Source organism: Candidatus Hydrogenedentota bacterium (assembly GCA_013359265.1).
GTDB lineage: Bacteria > Hydrogenedentota > Hydrogenedentia > Hydrogenedentales > SLHB01 > JABWCD01.
The window spans coordinates 177,581-199,936 of sequence record JABWCD010000005.1 but is presented as its reverse complement, the minus strand read 5'-3'; the positions used below and the strand labels follow the sequence as shown (position 1 = coordinate 199,936).

Below are 22,356 nucleotides of genomic sequence, written 5' to 3'. Positions count from 1 at the left end.
ATTAGAAAAGGATTCCAAATTCGGTGCCATCCCACGACATTATCGACAACCGCAAAGAAAAGTTGGTAGAAAATATTCTCGCTATATTGCCGCAGTCTGAAAAGGCACGGTTCGCTGTTGGCTACCTTTTTCTCTCTGGGTTGGAGGCAATCGGCCACAGCCTAGGGTCGCTAACTGAACTGAAATTACTCGTGGGCAATACATCCAGTCGAGAAACCATCGAATTGCTGGCGGAAGGTTACAGACGGCTTGATATGGTCGAGGATTGTCTCGAAGCGCAGCGCTACCCCAAACGCAGCGAACAACGCCGCAGAGTAGACACAACAGCGTTGAACATCCGCGAATCCATGGAGATGATGGATCAAACTGATGCAGGACAAGATCTAGCGCGATCTTTGCTCGACATGATTGAGCATGGCCGGTTGCAGGTCCGGGTCTACACGAAAGGCAGACTACATGCAAAAGCATACATATTTGACTTTGCTCGGCCAAACCCGGGCAATTCCGGTATGGCTATCGTTGGATCGTCAAACCTAACTCTCGCAGGTGTGCGTGACAATACGGAACTCAACGTACTTGTGCACGACAACGCCAGTCCCCTCCGGCCAGGAGATGGCAACCACGCCGCGCTTGTTGCTTGGTTTGACGAACTATGGAGCGAGGCTCAAGACTTCGATTCCTATTTGATGAAGGAAATAGAACAGTCATGGGCGGTCCAACTTGCCACGCCGTACGATATCTATCTTAAAACGCTTTACACGTTGGTGGAGGATCGTCTCGACGGAACAGAGACGACCGAGATCCTATGGGATGACGAAATTACGCGTAGGTTAGCTGATTTTCAAAGAGTCGCCGTACGACAAGCCATTCAAATGATTCGCGATAATGGCGGATGTTTTGTCGCAGATGTTGTCGGATTGGGCAAGAGTTACATCGGGGCTGCCATTATAAAACACTTTGAGCGTACCGAGCATGCGCGGCCACTCGTGATTTGTCCGAAGCCGTTGGAAGGGATGTGGATTCGATACAACGAAACCTACCATCTCAACGCACACGTCCTTCCGATGAGCATGCTCCAAACAGATCCCGGACGCGGCGTCAACATGCTTGAGGACGTTCGATATCGCGATCGCGACTTTGTTCTAGTAGACGAGTCGCACAACTTCCGTCACCATTCCTCTCAGCGCTACGAGGAGCTTCAACGCTTCATATCCACAGGCCGAAAAGTATGCCTTCTGACAGCGACGCCTAGAAATAGTCGAGCGCTAGATTTGTACCACCAAATTAAGCTCTTCCATCCGGAAGAAAAAACCTATTTTCCCATCGACCCGCCAGATTTGCGGGAATACTTCCGCTTAATAGATAACGGAGGAAGGCGCCTTGAAGACTTGCTTCGGCATGTATTGATTCGAAGGCAGCGCCGACACATTTTGCGTTGGTACGGGTACGCGGACGATACTCAGCAACCCCTACGCGAGCTGGACGACGATCACTGTGGAGTATACCTTAATGGCGGCAAACGCGCCTACGTCCTCGTGGCAGGTCGACACCAATACTTTCCAAAACGGGAGCTTGACACACTCCGCTACAGCATTGAGGAGACTTATCAAGGTTTGTATCAAACCCTTCGTGCTAATTTGGGGCGGCCTCGGGGCGAAGGACGAGACGTTAGGCCGGGTCAGGAACTCACCTATGCGCGATACGGGCTGTGGCGGTATGTACACATCGAGAAACAGAAGCAAAAACCATACACGGATTTGCAGCGGGCAGGGTTCAACTTACGTGGCCTCATACGCACAAGTCTATTCAAGCGTTTTGAGTCGAGTGTTGAAGCATTTCGGCTGTCGCTCAAGCGCATGGTGCGTACGCACGAGATGTTCGTAAAGGCGATTGATCAGGGGTTTCTTCCAGCAGGCGAAGATGCCGAGGCGCTACTCGGACGCTCGGGTCAAATAGACGATGACGATTTGCTTTGTGCGCTCGAAGAAGTAGCGGGCCAATATGATTTGCGGGATTTCAATTCAGAAATCCTTCGGTCCCATATTCAAGCGGATATTGAGCTTCTTAAAAGTATGGTCTCGGCCGTTATGCCAATCACGCCCGAGCACGACGCAAAACTACAGACTCTCTTGCACCGTCTGAAAAAACCTCCGATAGGGAAAAATAAGTGTCTGATCTTCACGCAATTCGCTGACACGGCGAAATACATATTCGATAACGTAAATCCGCACGCATTAATCAAGGACGTCGACATCATCTTTGGTACCGACAAGAGCAAGCAGCGAATCGTCGGGAGGTTTTCTCCGCAATCAAATCCCGAACTGGCACCGCACCATCCTGAGCAAGAAATACGTCTACTAATTGCCACGGACGTACTCGCGGAAGGGCTAAACCTCCAGGATTGCAGTGTGGTTGTTAATTATGACTTACACTGGAATCCTGTTCGCCTGATTCAACGATTCGGGCGAATCGACCGGATAGGGTCCGAATTTGGCACCATACACGGTCTCAATTTTCTACCTGAAACAGGTATCGACAGAAATTTGGGTCTGACGACAATTCTTTCGCGCCGCATAGCGGAAATCCACGAAACCATAGGCGAAGACGCAGCCATACTTGACAAGAATGAAATGATCAATGAAAAGGCAATGTACGCTATATATCAGGATGGGAAGTTGGGAGTAGAGCACGAAGGCGAGGAAGACTTGCTCGATCTTAATGAGGCTGAGGAGTTTTTCCGTAATTTAGCTCGCGACACTCCAGGTGAGTTCGAGCGCATTCAAAATCTACGAGATGGAATTCGCTCTGGAAAAAGTGCCTCTGAAGACGGCAGCTATGTCTTCTGTAAAGCTGGAAGATACAATCAACTTTTTCTTATTGGCACCGATGGGCAGATTATTTCACGCGATCTTCCGCGTGTACTTTCTGCAATTAAGGCGACTCAGGAGACGCCGACAATGTCGCCGCTGCCGCAAGGCTACAACAAACGGGTCATGAGTGTTCGCGATTTGTTCGCGCACGAAGTGAAACATCGTCAGTCCGAGCGTGATCACACAATGTCTCTCCGTCTTTGCCAGCGTTACGTGTTACGCGAACTTCGTACACTCTTTGCTGGGACTGATGACGAAGACCGTAAGGCGCAGATTTCCGAACTGGAGCGAGCTTTCCGATTGACGCCAACTGCCGCGCTTACGAAGGAACTGAATTCGTTGCGACGCAATGGGGTGACGGCTGAGGCACTAATTAAATCGTTAACCACCATCTATCATCAGCACCGTTTGCGTGATCGCATCGAACAGGACGAAAACTCGGCGAGGCGCCTCGCCGAGTTTCCGCGCATCGTATGTAGCGAAGCACTCATATGGCACGAGTAAAATCGAAATGAAGACTCAGGAACATGACAATTCAGGGACAGGCCACGAATTACACCACTCGTACACCTGCACACAGACCGATACCGTCTCTCGTCCCTTACTGCGCCCCGTCTCATGACTTGGACTATGCACTTCAATCCGCACAAGCGCCCTGCGCCTCGCCCGACGCTTTCGGTTAGTCAGGCTTCGTACCCTCCTCGCTCCAAAGCAACGCGCGCCCTCGATACTGCGTGTTCTCCGTCTTGCCCTGGCGGACTCCGTGGTTCATGAACGGATATTAAAACGTCAATATATCCTGCAACCGCAGCCTCCGATTGCTTGCTTGCAATCCTCCCCCATCCGTGTTAGGGTCATTTCGGATGAGGCGTCATGTTGACGCCTTCGTTCGAGACTCTTTGATGGCTACCCTGCCAACGTTCTGCATGCCGCGCATCCCGGCGCTTGCTCCTCCTTGGTAACTTCCCACCCGAGAATCCTGGACCATCGCACCGAAGAGTCGAAGTACCAAGTGAAGGAAAAGAAGACAATGAACATCTATGTAGGCAACCTCGCGTACACCACGACCGACGAAGACCTGCGCACTCAATTTGAAACCTACGGCCGCGTGGACACCGCGCGCGTCGTGATAGACAAATTGACCAGTCGCTCCAAGGGTTTCGGGTTCGTCGAAATGGCGAACGGCGCGGAAGCGCAGGCCGCAATCTCCGGCCTCAACGGCAAGGACCTCGGTGGCCGCACGCTCAACGTGAACGAAGCGCGCCCGAAGACCGAAGGCGGCGGTGGCCGCGGCGGTTACGGCGGCGGACGTGGCGGCAGCCGCTACTAATCCAATCCTGCCAGATTAGAACCCATCCCCGGGCCGCGCAGGAAACTGCGCGGCCCCGCTTTTTTTCTGTCGCGCTCAGTGAACCACTCGCTACAGCGCTCCGCTGGAAAGCGATGTCTTGCATCGCCCTGCCTCAACTGCTACGACGAAGCCGTTTCATGCGGATCGTCCCACCCCGCCCAACTTAGTCAACAATTTCACTCCAGTTCGCGCCGCGCCAAAGGTCACGCCGACGTATTCTGTTCGCAACTTATCGCGGCGCGGGCGATATATTCGCCCTTTCCGCTGCACGCTCTGCGCACCGGGCCCCCCGAAACCCGATACCCGCTTACCTTTCCCCGACATGCCCGATAGACCCCGCACACCCGACAGCCCTCTTCCATACCCCATACCCCATACCCGTGTGCCCTCCGCCAACACCCCAACGCCCCTCGCAGATACACTGAAAACACACGTAAACTCTGGTCAAGTGTTACCTATGTCTTGACCCAAACTGTTACCCATGTCCTGACCCGGCCTCTTCTCCTGCATTCCCGAAACCCGATACCCGAAACCCGATACCCGCTTGCCTTTCCCCGGCAGACCCGACAGACCCGAATCCCATTTCCGCTGACCCTTGAACCCTGACCCCTAACCCTCCTGGCCCTTTGATTGCCACTACGCCATGCTCGCATCTCCGTGGTGTACGAGCGGGTGATGGACCATCGATGTATGTTGCACTGACATTGTCATTACGGTATCCTGTCTTCATTGTTCGAACGGGAGACCCTGTCATGCCTGCTTCTCAACAAGAAAAGGCCAAGCGCAACACGCTGAACCTTCGCATTTCCGCGGAACTCCGTGGACTCATAGATCAGGCTGCCGAGTTGGCGGGCAAAAACCGTACAGACTTCGTGCTCGAGGCCGCTCGCCAGGCGGCCGAAGATACGCTTTTGAATTGCACCGTATTCATGGTGAACTCCAAAGCCTACGCCGAGTTCCTCGCGCGCCTTGACGCGCCGCCGCGCCCGAACAAGCGTCTGCGCCGCTCCTTGCAGACCGCCGCCCCATGGGAAAAATAAAGGGGATACTACCCCCCGATCTACTTGCGGATCACCACGACATTGCGGGGTTCCGTTCCGGGGAGGCCTCCCTCGACGATTGGCTCGGTCGCCGCGCGCGGCCCAACCAAATAAGCGGCGCTTCACGCACCTACGTCGTGTGCCACGACAAACGCGTGATCGGCTACTACGCACTCGCATCAGGCGTGATCGCCGTCGAAGCCGCACCCGGCCGGTTCCGGCGCAACATGCCAAATCCAATTCCCGTCGCCGTACTCGCGCGCTTGGCGGTGGATGAGACCTGGAAGGGCCGCGGCATCGGCCGCGCCTTGTTCCGTGACGCAGCGCAGCGCGTGGCGCAGGCCGCCGACGCAATCGGAATCCGCGGCATCGTCGTCCACGCCATATCGGAACGGGCCAAAAGCTTCTATCTCGCCCTCGGCTTCACCCCGAGCCCGCAAGACCCCATGACGCTGATGGTCACGCTGTCCGACATTCGCGCGGCCCTTTCCTGACGCACTTCAATCCCCTCGAGCAACCAACGCCGATTGGGGGCCGCGTAAGACGCCCGTCTCGACAAATCCGCCGTATTGTGCAATCATTTCAACCGATGATTTCCGGGGCTTTGGGGCAAAGGCTTCCTGCCATGAATCATCCTATCGAGACGAACGCGAACCGCCATTCGGTCCGCGCAAAGTTGATCGCCATAGTCGCTTCCGCGAGCCTGGCGAGCGCGCAAGTCGGCGCCGCGTCGGCAATCGCCTTCGAGACTACTTCTGCCAGCGGTCAAATCGTCCGTATCTTCGGCTACGGGATTGCCGACAATGTCGATGACGCAAAGACCGCCGCGCTGGCGGACTGCATGGACAATGGCGCGTCGTTTCCGCAGATCGCGGGTTCCACCTCCGAGACCGGGTGGGGCGCCGTACACTACGACGAAGACACGGGCGCAGGCGGCTGGGTTCTCGCAATGAGCACAAAAAAGAAGGCGAAGAAGAAAGCCAAGAGATTCTGCCGCGACGCCGGCGGCGAGAATTGCAGATTGCTGTTCGTGTTCCACGACACCACGGACAAATGATACTCCCCTCGTTCACCCAGACCTCCGCATCCCGCCGGGAGTGGCCAACACTCTCACCCACGCCCAAGGAAACCGCGCGTTCGTAACTCCGTGTTCTCCGTCTCTCCGCGGTTGACGGATTACTGCCTGAGTGCAACGCCGTGGGCTAATGGATAGGGGAATCGGTGCGTATCCGCGTCGACCTTCTCCTCGGCAGTTCCACGCGAAGGAGGATCGGCGGCGTCCATTCTCGCAGTTCGGGCGGCGGAAATTGGCGCAGGGTATACGTTGGTTCTCGTACACCCCCCTTGAACCGTCAAAAAACGATCCATGCCCCCCTCATGTTTCGTCAAAATAGCTCCCTGCCCCCCTCGTTTCGTCAAAAAAAGGGAGTAGAGGGGGGGTAGAATCCGGGTTTTCGATTATGAACCGTGAACCCGTCTATCCTGGACGCCTCTCGCTGAGTGCAACACCGTGGGCTAAGTAATAGAAGCACAGCAGCGAACGTCTCAACCTTCGAGGGTATTGATAAGCCAACTATCCGGGCGTAGACTGAAATACACGCAACACGCAGCGAACACCGCTGCGGTGACGTGCGACACCCTGAGTCGAGGGGGCTTGGGCGATGGGGGACGTTCCGCAAACGAGATTGGGCGGCTTCGCGTTTTTGACGCGGCGCACCGTTTTGAAGTTGGGTGCCGCGGGCGTGGGCGCGCTCGCGGTTGCCGGCGTCGGCGGCGCGCTGGGGATACGCGGCTGCGCTCCGCCGGTCACCGGACTGCGAATTCTCAGCCGGTATCACTACCGGACGCTCGCCGCGATCGGCGACACGCTGATTCCCCGCGGCGGCGCAATTCCGCAAGGCGCGTCCGATTTCGATCTCGCCCGCGCCTTCGACGGTTACCTCGCCGACGAACCGGCGGAAACGGTCCGCGCGATTCAGCGCGCGCTGCATCTCGTCGAGTATGGGCCCGTGGTTTTCGACCGGCGTTTCGTCACGTTCTCGAACCTCACCGCGGAAGAGCGCGCAGCGCACTGGCGCACCTGGGAAACCAGCGATCAACTCGTGCGCCGCCAAGTTGCGCTGGCGTTTCGGAAATACTTCTTCATGATGTTCTACGACCAACCGGACGTGTGGCCCCACATCGGCTATCCGGGCCCGGCCCTGACAATCACATGACATCGCCGGGCGGCATAGTTGACCTGTCGCGCGAGCGGCCGCCCGCGAACCTGACAGCGGAAGTCTGCGTCATCGGGTCCGGTTGCGCGGGTGCCACCGCCGCGCGCCGCATCGCCGAGGCCGGTCACGAGGTCATCGTGCTGGAAGAAGGCGGCGACTTCACCGGGCCGAAGCTTTCCCAACGCGGCAGCGAAATGTACGACCAGCTCTACATGGACCGCGGCGGCCGCGTCACCGAAGATGCGTCCGTCTCCGTGTTGCAGGGCCGCGTGCTCGGCGGCGGTGGCGTCATCAACGCGTGCGACGTGGTTCCGCCGCCGGATGGCGTTCTCGAATTCTGGAAGAACAAGTTCGGCTTGACGTCGTTTGCGCCCGAAGAACTGCGCTCGAGCGTGCAGCGGGCGATGGCCGATCTCGGCGCAAGTCCGGACAGACGTTCGGAGTTGAACGAGGCAAACAAGCTGCTCGAACGCGGGGCACAGGCCCTTGGCTACCGTGGCGAAGCCATGATGGACAATCGGAACGGTTGCGTCGGGCTGGGCGCGTGCCTCATCGGTTGCCCCGCCGACGCCAAAAGGAACCCGCGCTTTGTGGCGATTCCCGCAGCCGTGAACGCGGGCGCGACGTTCTACACGCGCGCCCGGGCCGTGAAGGTCACGGGCGCAACGCAGGACCTGAAACGCATCGACGTGCGCACGCTCGATACCAAGGGCTATCACGAACGCGACCAGTTCACGATCACGGCGAAGACCGTCATACTCGCGGCCAACACAATTGGCACAACGCATCTCCTGCTCCGATCCGGTATTGGCAACGAATTCGTCGGGCGTTACCTGAGCCTGCAACCGCAACTCCCGGTAACCGCGCAGTTCGATCAGCGCATCGAGGCGTTCTACGGCATTCCGCAATCCTACGCCATCACTGAATTCGAGGAGACCGACAACCCGGAGCACGGCCTGTGGGGGTTCCGCATCGAAGGCATCATGGGCACGCCCGGCATCTCCGCCTCGCTGCTGCCGCAATCCGGCCTCGATGGAAAAGAGTTGATGAGCCGCTACGCGCACATCGCGTCGTCGCTCTTGCTCGTGCCGGACGACCCGTCCGGCGAGGTGAAGGCGGGCGCATCGGCCCGGCCTGTCGTGCAGTATCGACAAGCGGAGGACCACAAGGGCCGCCTGCGCAAGGCCATCAAAGAGGCGGCGCGCGTCTACCTTGCGGCCGGCGCGCGTGAGGTACACGTGCCCGTCGTGCCGTCGTTGCGCATCGAATCGGAGAAGGACTTCGATCAGATCGACCGCATCGACTTTGCGCCGGCCACGGCTTCGCTCATCTCCGCGCACCAGCAAGGCGGCGTGCGGTTCGCGCATTCGCCCAACCAAGGCGGCGCGGACCCGGAAGGACTCGTCTACGGCGCCCGCGGCGTGTACGTCTTCGATTCCGCGGGGTACCCGTCCAGTTCGTCGAGCCATACGATGACGCCGATCATCGCCATCGCGCACCACTTGTCCGACGCGTTATTGGCGAAACTCTCGTGACCCCGGCGTCCAATGGTCATCTGAAGGAATAGATATGCGAATCACTCAGGTCGATTTCTTTTACGTCCGGATTCCATTGGCGGAAAACCGCCCCGGGTTCTTCGCGGCGCACCCACACTTCCTGCCAAGTTGGATACCGGGATTCCGGCAATCCGAGGTCCGCTTCTACTTGCTTCGTCTTGTGACCGACACGGGACTCGAAGGCTGCGCCGCGATGCCCGCCATGGGAACGGAGCGATACGGTCTCGGCAATCTCATTGGCCCCTACCTTATGGGAATGAACCCGGAAGACATCAACACCGTCAATCAACGCATCCAAGAGTTGTCATACATCGGCATGCGAAATGGCTGGATCGACGCCGCGTGCTGGGACCTTATCGGCAAGATCAGGGGCGAGCCGCTCTGGAAATTGCTGGGCGGAACCGGCGGTCATGTGTACCCCTACGCTTCGACCGGCGAGACGCACGATCACGACCCCAACGTGATCCGCGACATTGTCCGCATGCGCAAAGACGAGGGATTTCGCGGAATCAAGCTGCGCGTGAAACACCATGAACTCGCGCCAATGGTCGACTATGTTGCCGCCGCGCGCGAGGAAGCCGGCCCCGATATGCGCATCATGGTCGATGCGAACCAGGGTTGGCCGGTCGATGTCGTCGACGAAACGCCGAGGTGGTCGCGCGAGTTTGCCGCACAATTCGCGCAAGCCATCGAACCCTGCAACGTGTACTGGCTCGAAGAACCGCTGAACCGCGGCGATTTCGTGGGTCTGGCGCAATTGCGCAGACAGACGAAGACCCCAATCGCGGGCGGTGAATTGAATGCCTCGTGGAGCGACTTCCAACGCATGTTCGAACTGGAAAGTCTCGACGTGTTTCAGCCCGATGCCGTTCTCGCCGGCGGCACCTACGCCGGAGGTATTTCTGTCGTCTCGTGGATCGTTCGCGAAGTGCTCAAGAGGCGCGCGGCGCCCGAGGACAGCTACCGTCCGCGCTTTTCTCCCCACACTTGGACCACGGGGCTTGGATTCGTCATTGGCCTCCATCTCGTCGGCGTTTTGCCGGAAGCCGAACGAAGCCTGCTCGAATATCCGCTGGAAGGCAACTGGAAACCCGAATACTGGGGTCGATATGTCCGCGACCTCCCAGGTCCCGGGCCGGACGGACGCATCGCGATTCCCAACGCACCGGGTTTGGGCGTTCAAATTGATTGGGACGTCGTCGCGCGCTTCGGCAAGCGCATCTACCACGGCACGCAGGGCCGCGTGTCGCGCTACGTGCTGTTCGACCGCGGCCTGAAGAACGCGCTCTACCTCAAGAAGAAACGCAACGAAACGCTCTCACGCCAGGAAACTGTCCGGTTTGCGCCGCCCGATCCTCCGTTCTAGCCACAAAATCTAGGAGGTATGCCACAATATCTTGCGCTTTCAGCCCCGGTTCGTGCATACTCAAAGTCACCACAGTCTGGGGTGGAGAGGTCTGGAATGCTGCTCGAAACAACGCGATTTGGGAAGCTCGAAGTTGACCCAAACCAGATCATTACGTTTACGCAGCCAATCCTCGGGTTTCAGGAGTTTCGGCGCTACATTCTGCTGCCCGGGCCGGGCGACCACTTGACGTGGCTGCAGTCCACGGACTCGGGCGAGCTTGCCTTCATACTGATCGATCCCCGGTCGGTGATGCCGGACTACCAGTTGGAGTTGAAGGCGCCCGAATTGGCGGAACTTGCGGTGACGAGCCCGGCAGAGCTGTCGGTCTATACGCTGGTGGTGGTGCCGCACGATCCGGCGCAGATTCGCACGAACCTGCGCGCGCCGGTCCTGATTAGCCAGAAACACCGGCTGGGCAAACAGACCATCCTCGAACGCAGCAACTACCCAATTCAGTTCTATCTGGCGCAGGCGCGCGCCAATTCCCCGGCGGAGGTTTCCCATGCTCGTTCTCACGCGTAGGGAAGACGAAAGCATTATGATTGGCGACGACATTGTCGTTAAGGTGCTCGATCTGAAGGAGAACCAAGTTAAGATCGGGATTGTCGCGCCGAAGAATATTGCGGTGCATCGGCAGGAAATCTACGAGGCGATCCAGGCGGAGAACGCCCAGGCCGCGGCGCCGGGACAGGTCGAGAATATCACGGGCCTACTGAAGGCCTAGCGAGGGGCGATGACATGGAGGTCATTGTAGACGGTACACCGGGGTTCACGACGGACGCGGCGCCAACAGACGTGATGGGGCTGATCGCCGCGATCAGCGTGTCGCTTCAGAACAACGGGCGGGCGATTCTCGCCGTAAAGGCCGACGGCGAAGAACTGCAGCCGGCGCGCATGGTCGAGGTGTTGAGCGGGAAACCGCTGGACGCGGTGGAGAAACTCGAAGTCACGTCCGAACTCACCTCGAAGCTGGTCGCGGACAGCCTGGCCGAATTGGAGGCGGTGATTCCCGACCTCGCGAAAGTGTGCCACGAACTCGCCGCGGTGTTTCAGGGAGCGGAGCCGCAGTCGGGGTTCGAGCCGTTCCAACAATTGGCGAACATCTGGTCGCACGTGAAGTCGCGGCAGGATATGATCGCGCATACCCTCGGCTTCGCGCTCGATGCCCTTAGCCTCGACGGCAAGAGCGTCGGCGCGCTGCACTCCGAGTTGAACAAGTTCCTCGCGGAGGCCGTGGGCGCGCTTGAATCGGGCGATCTCGTGTTGTTGGGCGATCTGCTCGAGTACGAACTGGCGCCGCGCGCGGAAGCGGAGGTCCGCATCACGGCATTGTTGCGGGAGCGGACCGGCGGCTGAGTCATGGCCAGCCCGCACGTTCTGACATTTAACTTTCACGAACCCTACCTGTGCCTGTTGGCAAAGACCGGCCTTCGCATCTCCGTGGGCATGTACGAGAAACCGCCGTATGCGCGGCCGTGGCAGACGAAGTTTCGCGCAATACCGAAAAACATCACCCTGGTCGAGGAAGCGCAATGGCGCCGCGATTTGGATGCGGGCGTGTTCGACGTCGCAATCGCGCACAACGAAATGAATGCGGCGAACATCTTTGGCGCGCCCGTGCCGTGCATTCTCGTGTGCCACAACCGCCGCACGTTCTTGGAGACGACCGTCTCCGGCGACAAGGAACAGGGCAGGCAAACCTACGAGAAGCTGCTCGCACGGTTGCGCGAAAAGTTCACGTTCGTCTTCATCTCGGAATCAAAACGGGCCGACTACCGGATGGACGGCGATGTGATTCCTCCGGGAATCGACGTGGACGAATACGGCGGATACCGCGGTGATAAGCGCGAGGTGTTGCGCGTCGGCAATGCCATGCGGGCGCGCAATCTGATGTTTGACGTGGACTTTCAGGAACGCGTGTGCGACGGGTTCCAGAACCGCGTCATGGGCGAGGACGCGGCGATGCCTCAGGCGCGCCCTTCGCGTTCGTTCGACGAATTGCTAAACGCGTACCGAGGAATGCGCTGCCTCCTTCACGTGACACGGGAAGCGTACGAGGACGGGTACAACTTGTCCACGCTGGAGGCCATGGCAAGCGGCATGCCGGTGGTGAGCCTTGCAAACGCGACGTCCCCGATCACCGACGGCGTGGATGGGTTTGCATCATACGATGCCGGCGTGCTGCGCGGACGCATTCGAGAATTGCTGGACGATCACGAACTGGCGCGGACGATCGGCGCGAAAGGAAGGGAGACCGTCGCGGAGAAGTTTCCCATCACGAAATTTGTGGAACGGTGGCGGGACACGATTGAAAGGGCTGCCGAACGGCGCGTGGGCCGCACTTCGTCGCAACGAGCGGAATTCGAATCGGGATTCCCGATCACGAAGATTCTATTGGAGTATTGCCAGTCGCCATTTAGCACGGGCCGGTATTTCGAAGACGCGCTGCGCAACGACAACGACGTAATCACCACGGGGATTCGGATTCCCGACGACATGCTGCGCGATTGGGGATTTGAAGGCACACCGCCGGAGCGCAAGCCGCATAGCATACCTCGCGCGCTGAAGGATTCCTTCGCGAGCGCGGTCGCGCGGTTGCCGGCAGAGTGGAAGCCATCGGTGTACGTGTGGATCGATTCGGGCGTGGCGGACCTGGCGGACGATCTGGAAACGCTGAACGTGCCGCGCATGTGCTACATGATTGACACGCATTGCGCTTTAGACACACGGTTGACTATCGCACGGCGGTTCAATTTCACGTTTCTTGCTCAGCGGACCAGGCTCAGCGATTTTGTTCAGGCGGGTATCCCAAATGTCGCGTGGATGCCGCTGGCGTGTTCGCCGGAATTGCACGCTATCGGGCCGATGCAGCGCAAGTACGACGTTGCCTTTGTCGGAGCTGTCCCGGACGACCCGAGCGATCGGCGAAGCCGATTGCTTGCGGCAGTCAAGGAGCGGTTTCCGAACTGTTGGATCGGAAAGGCGTGGCCGGAGGACATGGCGCGCATTTACGCGCAGTCAAAGATCGTGGTGAACGTGTCCGCGGGGCGCGATGTCAACATGCGCGTGTTCGAGGCGCTTGCGTCCGGCGCGTTGCTGATTACGGATGACGCCGACGGCCTTGAGGAGTTATTCGCTGATGGCGAGCACCTTGTTGTCTATCGCCGCGATGAGGACTTGATCGAACGAGTAGCGTATTTCCTAAAACACGATTCGGAACGCGAGCGCATTGCGTCGGCTGGGCGTGCCTTGGTCTTGAGTGAACACACCTATCGCCATCGTACGCGCCAGATGATGCTAATGGTGTTGGAGTCGCTCGGCGCGCTGGGCGGCATCAGCGGCGAATCGCGGTATAACAAAGGAGGCTACTACCGATCGCCGCGTCCCGAATTGCAGGCGCACGTGCCCCTGCGCGCGCAACGGGTCCTCGATTGCGGCTGCGGTGGCGGCGAGTTTGGCCTGGCGCTGAAGCACCGCGGCGCGAAAGAGGTGTGCGGCATCGAGATCGTTGAGCGCGCGTATACCTTCGCGAAGCAAAACCTGGACCACGCGATACTCGGGAGCATCGAACAATTGGAATTGCCGTGGGACGATGAATACTTCGATTGCGTCGTATTCGGCGATGTGCTGGAACATCTAATCGAACCCGTCAACGCGCTGAAGAAAGTTGCGCGGGTATTGTCGCGCGATGGCGTCATAGTGATGAGCATTCCCAACATTCGCTTCTGGCAGCAAGTGTTGATGCATGCGAACGGGCGCTGGCAGTACGAGGATGCCGGCATTATGGACCGCACCCACCTGCGCTTCTTTTGCGCGCCCGACATGCACCAGATGGTCGTGGACGCGGGCCTTGACGTGCTCACAATCCAACCGCTGTCGATGTGGCCGCCGAAAGAATTGCCGCGCGACAAGAACGGCTGTCTGCGTTTGGGCAAGGTGACGCTGGGGCCGTTAGACGACACGGAGTATCAGGATCTGCTCGTGTACCAATACCTCGTCGTCGCGGCCAAACCGGGAATGGATCGCCTGGCCGACGCAAAGTTTGCCCTGCAAAACCACGACCACCAAGCTGCATATGAACTCGCGGAGTCGGCCACGAACGTGGACGGCCACGAGCGAAAACGCATCATGGCGAAGGCGATGGTGCGGACCGGCCAGTTGGACGAGGCGGAGGCACTGTACCGCGACGCGCTCGCCGCGAATCCGGACGAACCCGAAACGATGGCGGAACTGGGCTTGTTGCTTGTTGCGTCGGGACGCGGGAACGACGCGGAAGAATTGTTGCAAGCCGCGCTCGCACGCGACCCGGAGCATCACCGCGCGATTAGCGCCCTTGGCCTAATTGCCCTGGCACGCGGCGACATGCCCGGTGCAATCGACCACTTCGTTCGCGCGCTGGATATCGAGATTGATAATGCCGCAATCGTCGCGCGCTTGTTGGAGTGCGCGGCGGCCACGGGACGGTTCGACGCGGCGATTCCCGTGGCGCGGCGGTTCGTGGAGTTCTTTCCCGGCAACCTCGACATTGCGTTGCGGTTCGCCGAGGCGCTTTATACGGCAGGCCAAACCCAGGAAGCGGTCCATCGGCTCGATACGCTGCTGCTCCTGCAACCGGGGCATTCCGCGGCGGGCGCCCTGCTCGCGCGCATTCGAGGTAGCGCGTCGTGAAGACCGCGCGCGAGTGGGCGGCGGAACTCGCGCAGGAACCACTGCGGCCCGGGATCGAAGTCGTCCCGTGTCAGTCCGGCGAAACGACGCTGCGCGTGGACGGCGTGCTCATGCACAGCAAGTACCGGCCGCGCGAGGAAGCCTTCCGGCTGATCGAAAGCGCCGAACTGGAACCCGGCAAACCGGTCATCGTCGTGGGTGCGGGGTCCGGGTACCACGTGCGCGCATTGATCGAACTGGGGCGCTCCGTCGTCGTTGTCGAACCCGATCGGGGCGTGGCGAAGAACGCAGTCGAAGGCGCTCTTGAAGGCTGCGATGCGCCGTTACACCTCGGGAATCCCGAGGTACTGTTGGGTGACGAAACTTTCCGGGCGTATGTCGAACGCGGGGCCCAGGTGTTTGTTCATCCGCCCACGGAGCGGCTGCATCCACAGTACGCGAACGCCGTGCGCGGCATCGTAGCCCGCCTATCGCTACACGGGAAACGGCTTGGTGTGGCGATTGTCGGACCGATGTACGGTGGCTCCCTCCCACTCTGTACGTATCTCGCGAATGCGTTCAAGCGCCTGGGCCACCGAACACTGTTCGTCGACAACAGCGAGGCGTGGGCGTTGTACCAGTCCATAACGGGCACGGTCGAATCGAAAAACGCATCGGGACAGTTGGGAAGTTTGCTGGCGAACGTGCTGGAGCAGTGGAGCTACGCGCGCGTCGCCGAGTTCGCGCCCAACGTGTGCATCGTCATGGCGCAAGCGCCAGTCAGTCCGGCGTTTCCGTTGCGACTGAAGAAGGAGAAGATCGTCAGCGCGTTTTGGTTTGTCGAGAATTGGCGGCACATGCCGTACTGGCGACATATTTGCGCACACTACGACAGTTTCTTTCACATCCAGCCTGGGGAATTCGAAAAGAAGCTGGAAGAAGCAGGTTGCACCAATCATGCATTCGTGCAGTCGGCGTGCGACCCGGAAGTGCATAAGCCCGTAAAGCTCTCCAAGGAGGAGTTGGCCGAATATGGGTGCGAGATTTCGTTCGCGGGCGCGGGATACTACAACCGCAATCAGTTCCTTGCGGGCTTGACGGATTACCAACTGAAAATCTGGGGGACGGAATGGCACGCGCGCGAACTGCAACCGTTCTTGTGCCGGCCGGAGAAGCGGTTCACAGCGGATGAGTTCGCGAAGATTGTCGCGGGCGCGGCCGTTAACTTGAACCTTCATTCGAGCGCAACGCATTCGGGAGTCGATCCCCGGTGCGATGCAATCAACCCGCGCGTATTCGAAATTGCCGCATGCGGCGGTTTTCAACTATGCGATCCCTGCAAGGGTCTTGATCGGTTTTTCGATCCGCAGTCGGAGTTGCCGACGTACCGCGATTTGCCGGAATGCCGACGGCTTATCGACCGTTATTTGCCGGACGATTCGGAACGCAAGGCGATTGCCGCGCGGGCGCGAGAGCGCGCATTGCGCGAACACACCTATGCGCACCGCGCGCAACAGATGTTGGACTTTGTGGTCGAACGGTTCGCGGACCGCATTGCCGACAAGGGTGTTCGCGCGCAGCGCACTGTATCCGAGATTATCGAACGTGTCGGAGCAGCCTCGCCGTTGGGCGCGTACCTTGCCACACTCCCTCCGGACACGCCATTCGCGCAGGCGGCATTGAACGAACGCATTCCCCTGATGGGCGCCAAACTCTCACATGCGGAAGGCGTATTTGCGTATCTGCGCGAACTGCGCACGTCGGCGGAGACGCTCCTGGAAATGTTTGATGGCGCGTGAGCGGATACTCGTCGCGCAGATGACGCGTATGGGAGACGTACTGCAAACGTCGCCGCTCGTCCGCGCGCTAAAGCAGCGGCATCCGGACGCGCATATCACCGCGATGGTGCGCCGCATGGGCAAGGCCATCGCGGAATGCAACCCGGACATCGACGACGTGATTGTCTACGAGGAGGATGAGACCTATCTCGACTTGCGCAGCGATGACGCGGACCGCCTGTTCAAAGCGTATAGCGATGCCGACGCCTATGTGCAGCGGTTAGTTGCGGGCCGATTCGACGTCGCCTACAACTGCACGCACAGCCTGTGTTCCGCGATGTTGTTCAAACTTGCAGGAATCCCGGAGGTGGTTGGGGCACACCTTAGCGACGATTGGCGCTACGTATGGCGCGGGCGCGGCCCCAATTATTTCATTACCAGCGTGCTGCACCGCGAAGCCAACGATCTCAATATATGCGACGCGTTTCGCCATTTCATGGATGACCCACCGGCGACGCACGGTCTTGTAATGGAGATCGACGACCACCCACGCGCACAGGCCGGTGTTCTGCTTTCGCAACACGGTATTTCCGAGCGCGACTTCCTCGTCTGCTTTCAGTTGGGCGCTAGTGACCGCGACAAGCGGTGGCCCGAGGAACGTTTCGCGCGACTGGCGAAGCTCCTGGTGCAACGCTACGGGGCGCGCATCGTACTGCTCGGCGTCGACGCCGAAGCGCCATTGGGAAAAGCCTTTGAACAGCACGCGCCGGGTGTCGCGGCGCATCTTTTTGGGAAGACGAATATCCCGCAGTTGGCCGCGATTCTCGAACGCGCGCGCGTACTCGTGACGAACGACACGGGCACCATGCACATCGCAGCGGCCGTGCGCTGTCCGATAGTCTTGTTATCGGTGGGCTACGTGCATTTTCGAGAGACGGGACCTTACGGCGCAGGGCATTGCGCCATCGAAGTGCGGCGCGCGGATGCCGGACGCTCGGACATGCGCGGCCGCGACACCGCAGGCGAGAGCGGCATTCTTCCCGAACACGCGCTGCGCGCCGTCGAACTCGTGATTACGGGGGCAGGGGCCATTCCCACACTGGAGGACGACGGAGACCTCGCGAACGTCGACTTGCACTGGTCTGACTTTGCGCAGGATGGCTGCTTGCAGTGGTATCCGATCGTTCGCCGGGAGGCGGCCGAGCTGGACGTTGTACGAATGGCGTACCGTCCAATGTGGCTTCAGTACTTCGCGCAAGGGTCGAATCAGACCTTTCCTGTTCAATCGGACAGGATCGATTCGTCCGCCAGCGAAACAGATAGCATAAAACGCATTGCACAACACTATTTGCCCCTCTCTGATTCCTCGTTCTGGCAGTCTGCGCGAGAGTCGTTGGCCGGCCTCGCGTCCCTTGCCGATCGCGGAGCTGCGACGACAGGGGAGCTGCTGACAATACTGAGAAGTCACGGCGCAATGCGGCGAGCACAAGGGCTGGTGCGCGGTCTGATGGCGCTCGACGAAGATATTCGCGTGTATGCGGAACTGAATCGCGCGTGCAAACCGTTGGCCGCAATCGCCCGGTTCGAGCGCGATAACTTGGAAGGCGCGGAGCCGCTCGCACTGGCGGAGACGACGCTAAGAATCTATCAGAATATTGCGGAGCGCGCGCGCGGATTGATGGCGTCGCTGGAGATGGTGCGCGAAGCGATGGAAGGCGCTTAACTATGCGACTTGCCCGGCCATTCAGAACTCTATCGGCACACCTTCCTTCTGAATCGTAGCATTCGTCTGGCCAGCGGATTCGAGCGCGGACTTCAACGCAGTCATCGCATCTTCTTCGCCGTGGACCAGTAACACATGTTGGGCGCAGTCTTTGAATCGCTGACCGAATGCGATGAGTTCCGAGCGGCCTGCATGCGCGCTGAAACCGTTGAGCACTTTGACGTCGGCGTTCAGCGGACGCTTCACGCCGAAAATCTTGATTTCCTTCTCGCGCTCCACGATGCGGCGGCCCAACGTGTTCTTCGCCTGGAACCCGACGATAAGTATGGTGTTGCGTTCGTCGTGGCAATTGTTTCGCAGGTGGTGAAGGATACGGCCCTGCTCGCACATGCCCGACGCGGAAATGATAATCGCCGGCTCTCTCATGTCGTTCAGCTTCATGGATTCTTCCGCGCTGCGGATGTAATGAATGCGTTGAAGCATGAACGGGTCCCCTTCCTCCGTCATGAATTCTCTGATTTCCGTGTCGAAGCTGTCGCTGTGGAGGCGGAAGATTTCGGTAATGTTGACCGTCATCGGGCTATCGACAAACACGGGGAGGCGAGGCAAACCTCCGTTTACTTCCAGACGCTTTAGAGCATAGATAATTTCCTGTGCGCGTTCGAGGGCGAAGCTGGGAATGATGATTTTTCCGCCGCGCTGGTGCGTGGCCCGGATAATCTCCGCCAGCCGATGGTCCATTTCTTCGATAGGATCATGCTCGCGGTTGCCGTAGGTGCTTTCCATCAGCACAACATCCGCGTCCTCCGGTTCCCACGGATCGCGGAGGATCGGCATGTGTTTTCGGCCCAGATCGCCGCCCTCAAGAAATCGCTTCGCCGTTCCGTTCTCGCGGCACTCGACCATCACCATCGCCGATCCCAGCACATGGCCCGCGTCGCGGAAGGTGATGCGCACGCCGGGCACGATCTCCATCGGCATGTTGTACGGCAACGAGACGAAGCGCTGCATGGTCGTGTGTACGTCGTTATCGTCATAAAGCGGCGCAACGAACGATCGGTTTTTCTTCGAGAGCCATTCCGCGTCGCGCGCCTGAATGTGCGCGCTGTCGATGAGCATAATCGAGCATAAGTCGCGCGTCGCGGGCGTCGCGAAGATTGGTCCCTCATACCCGTGCTTCGCGAGTACGGGCAGTACCCCGATGTGGTCTATGTGGGCGTGCGTGATGACCACGGCATCGAGCGTCGTCGGGTCGCAGGGCATCTCGCGGTTGCGCGCTTCGGATTCCTTGCGCGCGCCTTGAAACATGCCGCAGTCGAAAAGGACACGCTTGCCATTTACTTCGAGCAGGTGTTTGCTGCCGGTGACCGTCTCGGCGGCGCCGAGGGATGTAATGCGCATTACTTCGAGGCCTCTCGTTCGCGAATGACAGTTGGGTTCGCCTTATAGTCGGCGACGCACCGCTCGATCAATTTGCGCGGGTCGCTGTCGTAGATAATGCGCGATCCTGTGGGCTTCTGCATGACGGGCAGGAAGTCGTCCACGTGGTCCGCGACGCCGCCGGAGCCGGTGAGCACACCGATGAGGCGGCCTTCGTCGTACGCGATGGCGAACTCGCCGAGTGTGCCCGAGCGTCCGCCAACGATGATGATGATGTCGCAACTGCGCACGCCGATGACCTCGCGGCCCATCAGGCCCATGCCGGTGAATATCAGCACGTCGATGTGATCGGTCGGGCTGCTGTACTTCGCGACGTGTTCGTGCTGGCTGATGGCGGGGCTGACACCGATGGTGAGCCCGCCGCTCTGCTTGCAGCCAATCACGGCATAATGCGGCAGGCCGGGGCAACCGCCCGTGACAATCGCGCAGCCGCAGTCCGCGATAGCGCGCCCCATTTCGATGCATCGCTCCACCAGGCGCGCTTCCATCGCGCCGCCCGCCGAACCCATGACACCAATCTTGATTCGAGCAATATCGTTCTGCGATTCCATTCGGTCACTCCAAACGCTGATGCGGAGGAAGATAATACATGAGGAAATGGACTGAATACGATTACGAACACGAACGAATCGCATCCAATCTCGTGCGTATTCCCTATCGGTTCGCCCGCAGAAGCTCCTCGGCGTGTTTGAGGCTCACGTCGGTGAGCGAGCCATCGAGCAGGCGCGCGACCTCCTTGGTGCGCTCGGTTGGTTCGAGGAACTGAACTCGGGTTAATGTCCTGCCTTTCGCAGTGCCCTTCTCCACGGTGAAGTGCGCGGATGCCGCCGCGGCAATCTGCGGCAGGTGCGTGATGCAGATGGTCTGGTGTGTGGCGGAAAGATCGCGGAGTCGCTGCGCCACTTTGTTTGCGACGGCCCCGCCCACTCCGGCGTCGATCTCGTCAAAGATGAGCGTCGGGATGCGGTCGGCACCAGCGAGCACGGTCTTGATCGCGAGCATGACGCGCGAGATTTCGCCGCCGGACGCGACTTGCCGCAACGGCTTTGGGCGTTCGCCCGGGTTTGCGGAGAGCAGGAACTCGGCGCGGTCGATACCCGATTTCGTGAGCGCAGTTTGCTCGAAGCGCGTTTCAAGCGTCCCGCCTTTCATGCCAAGTTCCTGAAGCGCCCCAGTGATCTTCTTGTCGAGCTTCATGGCGGCGGCGCGGCGTTTCAACGAGATCGCCTCGGCCTGTTCGTTCGCGGACTCCAAACGCTTCGCATGCTCGCGGCGCATCGAAGCGAGTTGCTGGTCGCGGGAGTCGAACCGCTCGATCTCCGCGATCGCGTTGTCACGATACGCGAGAATTGCGTCAATCGAATCGCCAAACTTTCGCTTTAGGTCCGCAATTTGGGATAGCCGCCGGTTGAGGTCGTCCAACTCCTGTGGATCGTACTCGACCGCCTCGGTGAACCCGCGCAATTCGGCGGAAATATCCTGCGCGTTCGCGCGTAACGCCCCGAGCGATTCCGCAAGCGCGGCGAACCGGGAATCAATTGCATTCAACTCGGATACCGCGGAAAGCGACACGTCGATCTTGTCGATGGCCGCGTCGCCGTCGCTTTCGTAAAGCGCCTGGTAGGCGCGGGCGGCAGTCGTATAAATCTGCTCTGCGTTCGTAATGAGGTTGCGGCGCGAGCGGACCTCTTCCTCTTCGCCTGGCTGAAGGTTTGCGGCGTTGATTTCCGAGACTTCGAACTTCAGAAACTCGATGCGCCGCGCCCGTTCGCGATCGTCGCTTTCCAATTCCGCAATCGATTTTTCGAGCGAGCGAAGATTCGAGACCATTCCCGCGAGGGCCGAAACCGCGGCGTCGGCGCCGGCGAACCCGTCCAGGAGGTCCAACTGACGCTCCGGAATGAGCAGCGACTGGTGGTCGTGCTGGCCGTGCAGGTCTACGAGTTCGTCGCCAAGTTGGGCGAGCGCATTGAGCGGCAACAATGTTCCACCAGCGTGCGCACGGCTTTTTCCGTCCGAGGTAACGGTGCGCGCGACCATGAGCTCGCCGTTTTCGATCGGTACATCGAATTCGTCGAGGAGGGCCTTGAGACGGCGGCTGAGTTTCGAGAGGCGGAATACCGCTTCGATGCGCGCTCGATCCGCGCCGTCGCGCACCGTTTCGTTCGACGCGCGCGCGCCGAGCACGAGGTTGAGCGCGCCGATGATGATCGACTTGCCCGCGCCGGTTTCCCCGGTCAACGCATTCAGGCCGGGCTTAAACTCGACCTCCAGATTGTCGATCAGGGCGTAGTTCTGTATTCGCAGCAATTCAAGCACGGTCTTGA

General features: G+C 59.4%; 17 protein-coding genes. 14 read left to right on the top strand and 3 right to left on the bottom strand.

Going from position 1 to position 22,356, the window contains the following annotated elements:
- Positions 1 to 23: 23 nt before the first annotated feature.
- The 14 genes from HUU46_06190 (at position 24) to HUU46_06125 (ending at position 18,589) form a co-directional block, all read left to right on the top strand.
- The gene (locus HUU46_06190) at positions 24 to 3,374 is read left to right on the top strand and encodes a helicase (protein ID NUM53213.1); all 3,351 of its coding nucleotides are present in this window, start codon (positions 24 to 26) and stop codon (positions 3,372 to 3,374) included.
- A 526-nt stretch (positions 3,375 to 3,900) separates the two neighbouring features.
- Positions 3,901 to 4,200 carry an RNA-binding protein gene (locus HUU46_06185; protein NUM53212.1) on the top strand — a complete coding sequence of 100 codons (300 nt, stop codon included), beginning with the start codon at positions 3,901 to 3,903 and terminating at the stop codon, positions 4,198 to 4,200.
- Between the two features lie 773 nt (positions 4,201 to 4,973).
- Positions 4,974 to 5,261, top strand: coding sequence for a DUF1778 domain-containing protein (locus HUU46_06180; protein NUM53211.1), 288 nt, complete (start codon positions 4,974 to 4,976; stop codon positions 5,259 to 5,261).
- Positions 5,249 to 5,755: a GNAT family N-acetyltransferase gene (locus HUU46_06175; protein ID NUM53210.1), complete on the top strand. Its 507-nt coding sequence runs from the start codon at positions 5,249 to 5,251 to the stop codon at positions 5,753 to 5,755. Before HUU46_06180 ends, HUU46_06175 begins: the two co-directional genes overlap by 13 nt.
- Before the next feature lie 131 nt (positions 5,756 to 5,886).
- A complete protein-coding gene (locus tag HUU46_06170; GenBank protein ID NUM53209.1) occupies positions 5,887 to 6,318 on the top strand; it encodes a DUF4189 domain-containing protein in 432 nt (143 codons plus the stop codon).
- A gap of 604 nt (positions 6,319 to 6,922) precedes the next feature.
- Complete coding sequence (locus tag HUU46_06165) at positions 6,923 to 7,477, top strand: hypothetical protein (GenBank protein ID NUM53208.1); 555 nt, start codon at positions 6,923 to 6,925, stop codon at positions 7,475 to 7,477.
- Positions 7,474 to 9,012, top strand: a complete 1,539-nt coding sequence (locus tag HUU46_06160; protein ID NUM53207.1) for a GMC family oxidoreductase — start codon at positions 7,474 to 7,476, stop codon at positions 9,010 to 9,012. The genes HUU46_06165 and HUU46_06160 overlap by 4 nt, the downstream gene beginning before the upstream one ends.
- A 34-nt stretch (positions 9,013 to 9,046) precedes the next feature.
- Positions 9,047 to 10,399, top strand: a complete 1,353-nt coding sequence (locus tag HUU46_06155) for a mandelate racemase/muconate lactonizing enzyme family protein (GenBank protein ID NUM53206.1) — start codon at positions 9,047 to 9,049, stop codon at positions 10,397 to 10,399.
- 96 nt (positions 10,400 to 10,495) lie between these two features.
- Positions 10,496 to 10,963: a flagellar assembly protein FliW gene (locus HUU46_06150; protein NUM53205.1), complete on the top strand. Its 468-nt coding sequence runs from the start codon at positions 10,496 to 10,498 to the stop codon at positions 10,961 to 10,963.
- Entirely contained in the window at positions 10,944 to 11,165 is a 222-nt protein-coding gene (csrA, locus tag HUU46_06145; protein ID NUM53204.1) for a carbon storage regulator CsrA, read from the top strand. The genes HUU46_06150 and csrA overlap by 20 nt, the downstream gene beginning before the upstream one ends.
- A gap of 14 nt (positions 11,166 to 11,179) precedes the next feature.
- Positions 11,180 to 11,797 carry a hypothetical protein gene (locus HUU46_06140; protein ID NUM53203.1) on the top strand — a complete coding sequence of 206 codons (618 nt, stop codon included), beginning with the start codon at positions 11,180 to 11,182 and terminating at the stop codon, positions 11,795 to 11,797.
- A 3-nt stretch (positions 11,798 to 11,800) separates the two neighbouring features.
- A complete protein-coding gene (locus HUU46_06135; GenBank protein ID NUM53202.1) occupies positions 11,801 to 15,109 on the top strand; it encodes a glycosyltransferase in 3,309 nt (1,102 codons plus the stop codon).
- Positions 15,106 to 16,887 carry a glycosyltransferase gene (locus HUU46_06130; protein ID NUM53201.1) on the top strand — a complete coding sequence of 594 codons (1,782 nt, stop codon included), beginning with the start codon at positions 15,106 to 15,108 and terminating at the stop codon, positions 16,885 to 16,887. The genes HUU46_06135 and HUU46_06130 overlap by 4 nt, the downstream gene beginning before the upstream one ends.
- Positions 16,877 to 18,589, top strand: a complete 1,713-nt coding sequence (locus HUU46_06125; GenBank protein NUM53200.1) for a glycosyltransferase family 9 protein — start codon at positions 16,877 to 16,879, stop codon at positions 18,587 to 18,589. Before HUU46_06130 ends, HUU46_06125 begins: the two co-directional genes overlap by 11 nt.
- A gap of 21 nt (positions 18,590 to 18,610) precedes the next feature.
- Here HUU46_06125 and HUU46_06120 read toward each other — a convergent pair whose 3' ends face one another.
- From HUU46_06120 to recN, 3 genes are all read right to left on the bottom strand, one after another.
- Entirely contained in the window at positions 18,611 to 19,990 is a 1,380-nt protein-coding gene (locus tag HUU46_06120; GenBank protein ID NUM53199.1) for an MBL fold metallo-hydrolase, read from the bottom strand.
- Positions 19,990 to 20,580: an LOG family protein gene (locus tag HUU46_06115; GenBank protein NUM53198.1), complete on the bottom strand. Its 591-nt coding sequence runs from the start codon at positions 20,578 to 20,580 to the stop codon at positions 19,990 to 19,992. The genes HUU46_06120 and HUU46_06115 overlap by 1 nt, the downstream gene beginning before the upstream one ends.
- Positions 20,581 to 20,683: 103 nt before the next feature.
- Positions 20,684 to 22,348, bottom strand: a complete 1,665-nt coding sequence (recN, locus tag HUU46_06110) for a DNA repair protein RecN (protein NUM53197.1) — start codon at positions 22,346 to 22,348, stop codon at positions 20,684 to 20,686.
- Between the last annotated feature and the right edge of the window lie 8 nt (positions 22,349 to 22,356).

Bases quoted from the DNA above. Each gene is read 5' to 3' on its own strand.
- HUU46_06185 (NUM53212.1), top strand. From the start codon at position 3,901: ATGAACATCTATGTAGGCAACCTCGCGTACACCACGACCGACGAAGAC.
- HUU46_06180 (NUM53211.1), top strand. From the start codon at position 4,974: ATGCCTGCTTCTCAACAAGAAAAGGCCAAGCGCAACACGCTGAACCTT.
- HUU46_06175 (NUM53210.1), top strand. From the start codon at position 5,249: ATGGGAAAAATAAAGGGGATACTACCCCCCGATCTACTTGCGGATCAC.
- HUU46_06170 (NUM53209.1), top strand. From the start codon at position 5,887: ATGAATCATCCTATCGAGACGAACGCGAACCGCCATTCGGTCCGCGCA.
- HUU46_06165 (NUM53208.1), top strand. From the start codon at position 6,923: ATGGGGGACGTTCCGCAAACGAGATTGGGCGGCTTCGCGTTTTTGACG.
- HUU46_06160 (NUM53207.1), top strand. From the start codon at position 7,474: ATGACATCGCCGGGCGGCATAGTTGACCTGTCGCGCGAGCGGCCGCCC.
- HUU46_06155 (NUM53206.1), top strand. From the start codon at position 9,047: ATGCGAATCACTCAGGTCGATTTCTTTTACGTCCGGATTCCATTGGCG.
- HUU46_06150 (NUM53205.1), top strand. From the start codon at position 10,496: ATGCTGCTCGAAACAACGCGATTTGGGAAGCTCGAAGTTGACCCAAAC.
- csrA (NUM53204.1), top strand. From the start codon at position 10,944: ATGCTCGTTCTCACGCGTAGGGAAGACGAAAGCATTATGATTGGCGAC.
- HUU46_06140 (NUM53203.1), top strand. From the start codon at position 11,180: ATGGAGGTCATTGTAGACGGTACACCGGGGTTCACGACGGACGCGGCG.
- HUU46_06135 (NUM53202.1), top strand. From the start codon at position 11,801: ATGGCCAGCCCGCACGTTCTGACATTTAACTTTCACGAACCCTACCTG.
- HUU46_06125 (NUM53200.1), top strand. From the start codon at position 16,877: ATGGCGCGTGAGCGGATACTCGTCGCGCAGATGACGCGTATGGGAGAC.
- HUU46_06120 (NUM53199.1), bottom strand. From the start codon at position 19,990: ATGCGCATTACATCCCTCGGCGCCGCCGAGACGGTCACCGGCAGCAAA.
- HUU46_06115 (NUM53198.1), bottom strand. From the start codon at position 20,580: ATGGAATCGCAGAACGATATTGCTCGAATCAAGATTGGTGTCATGGGT.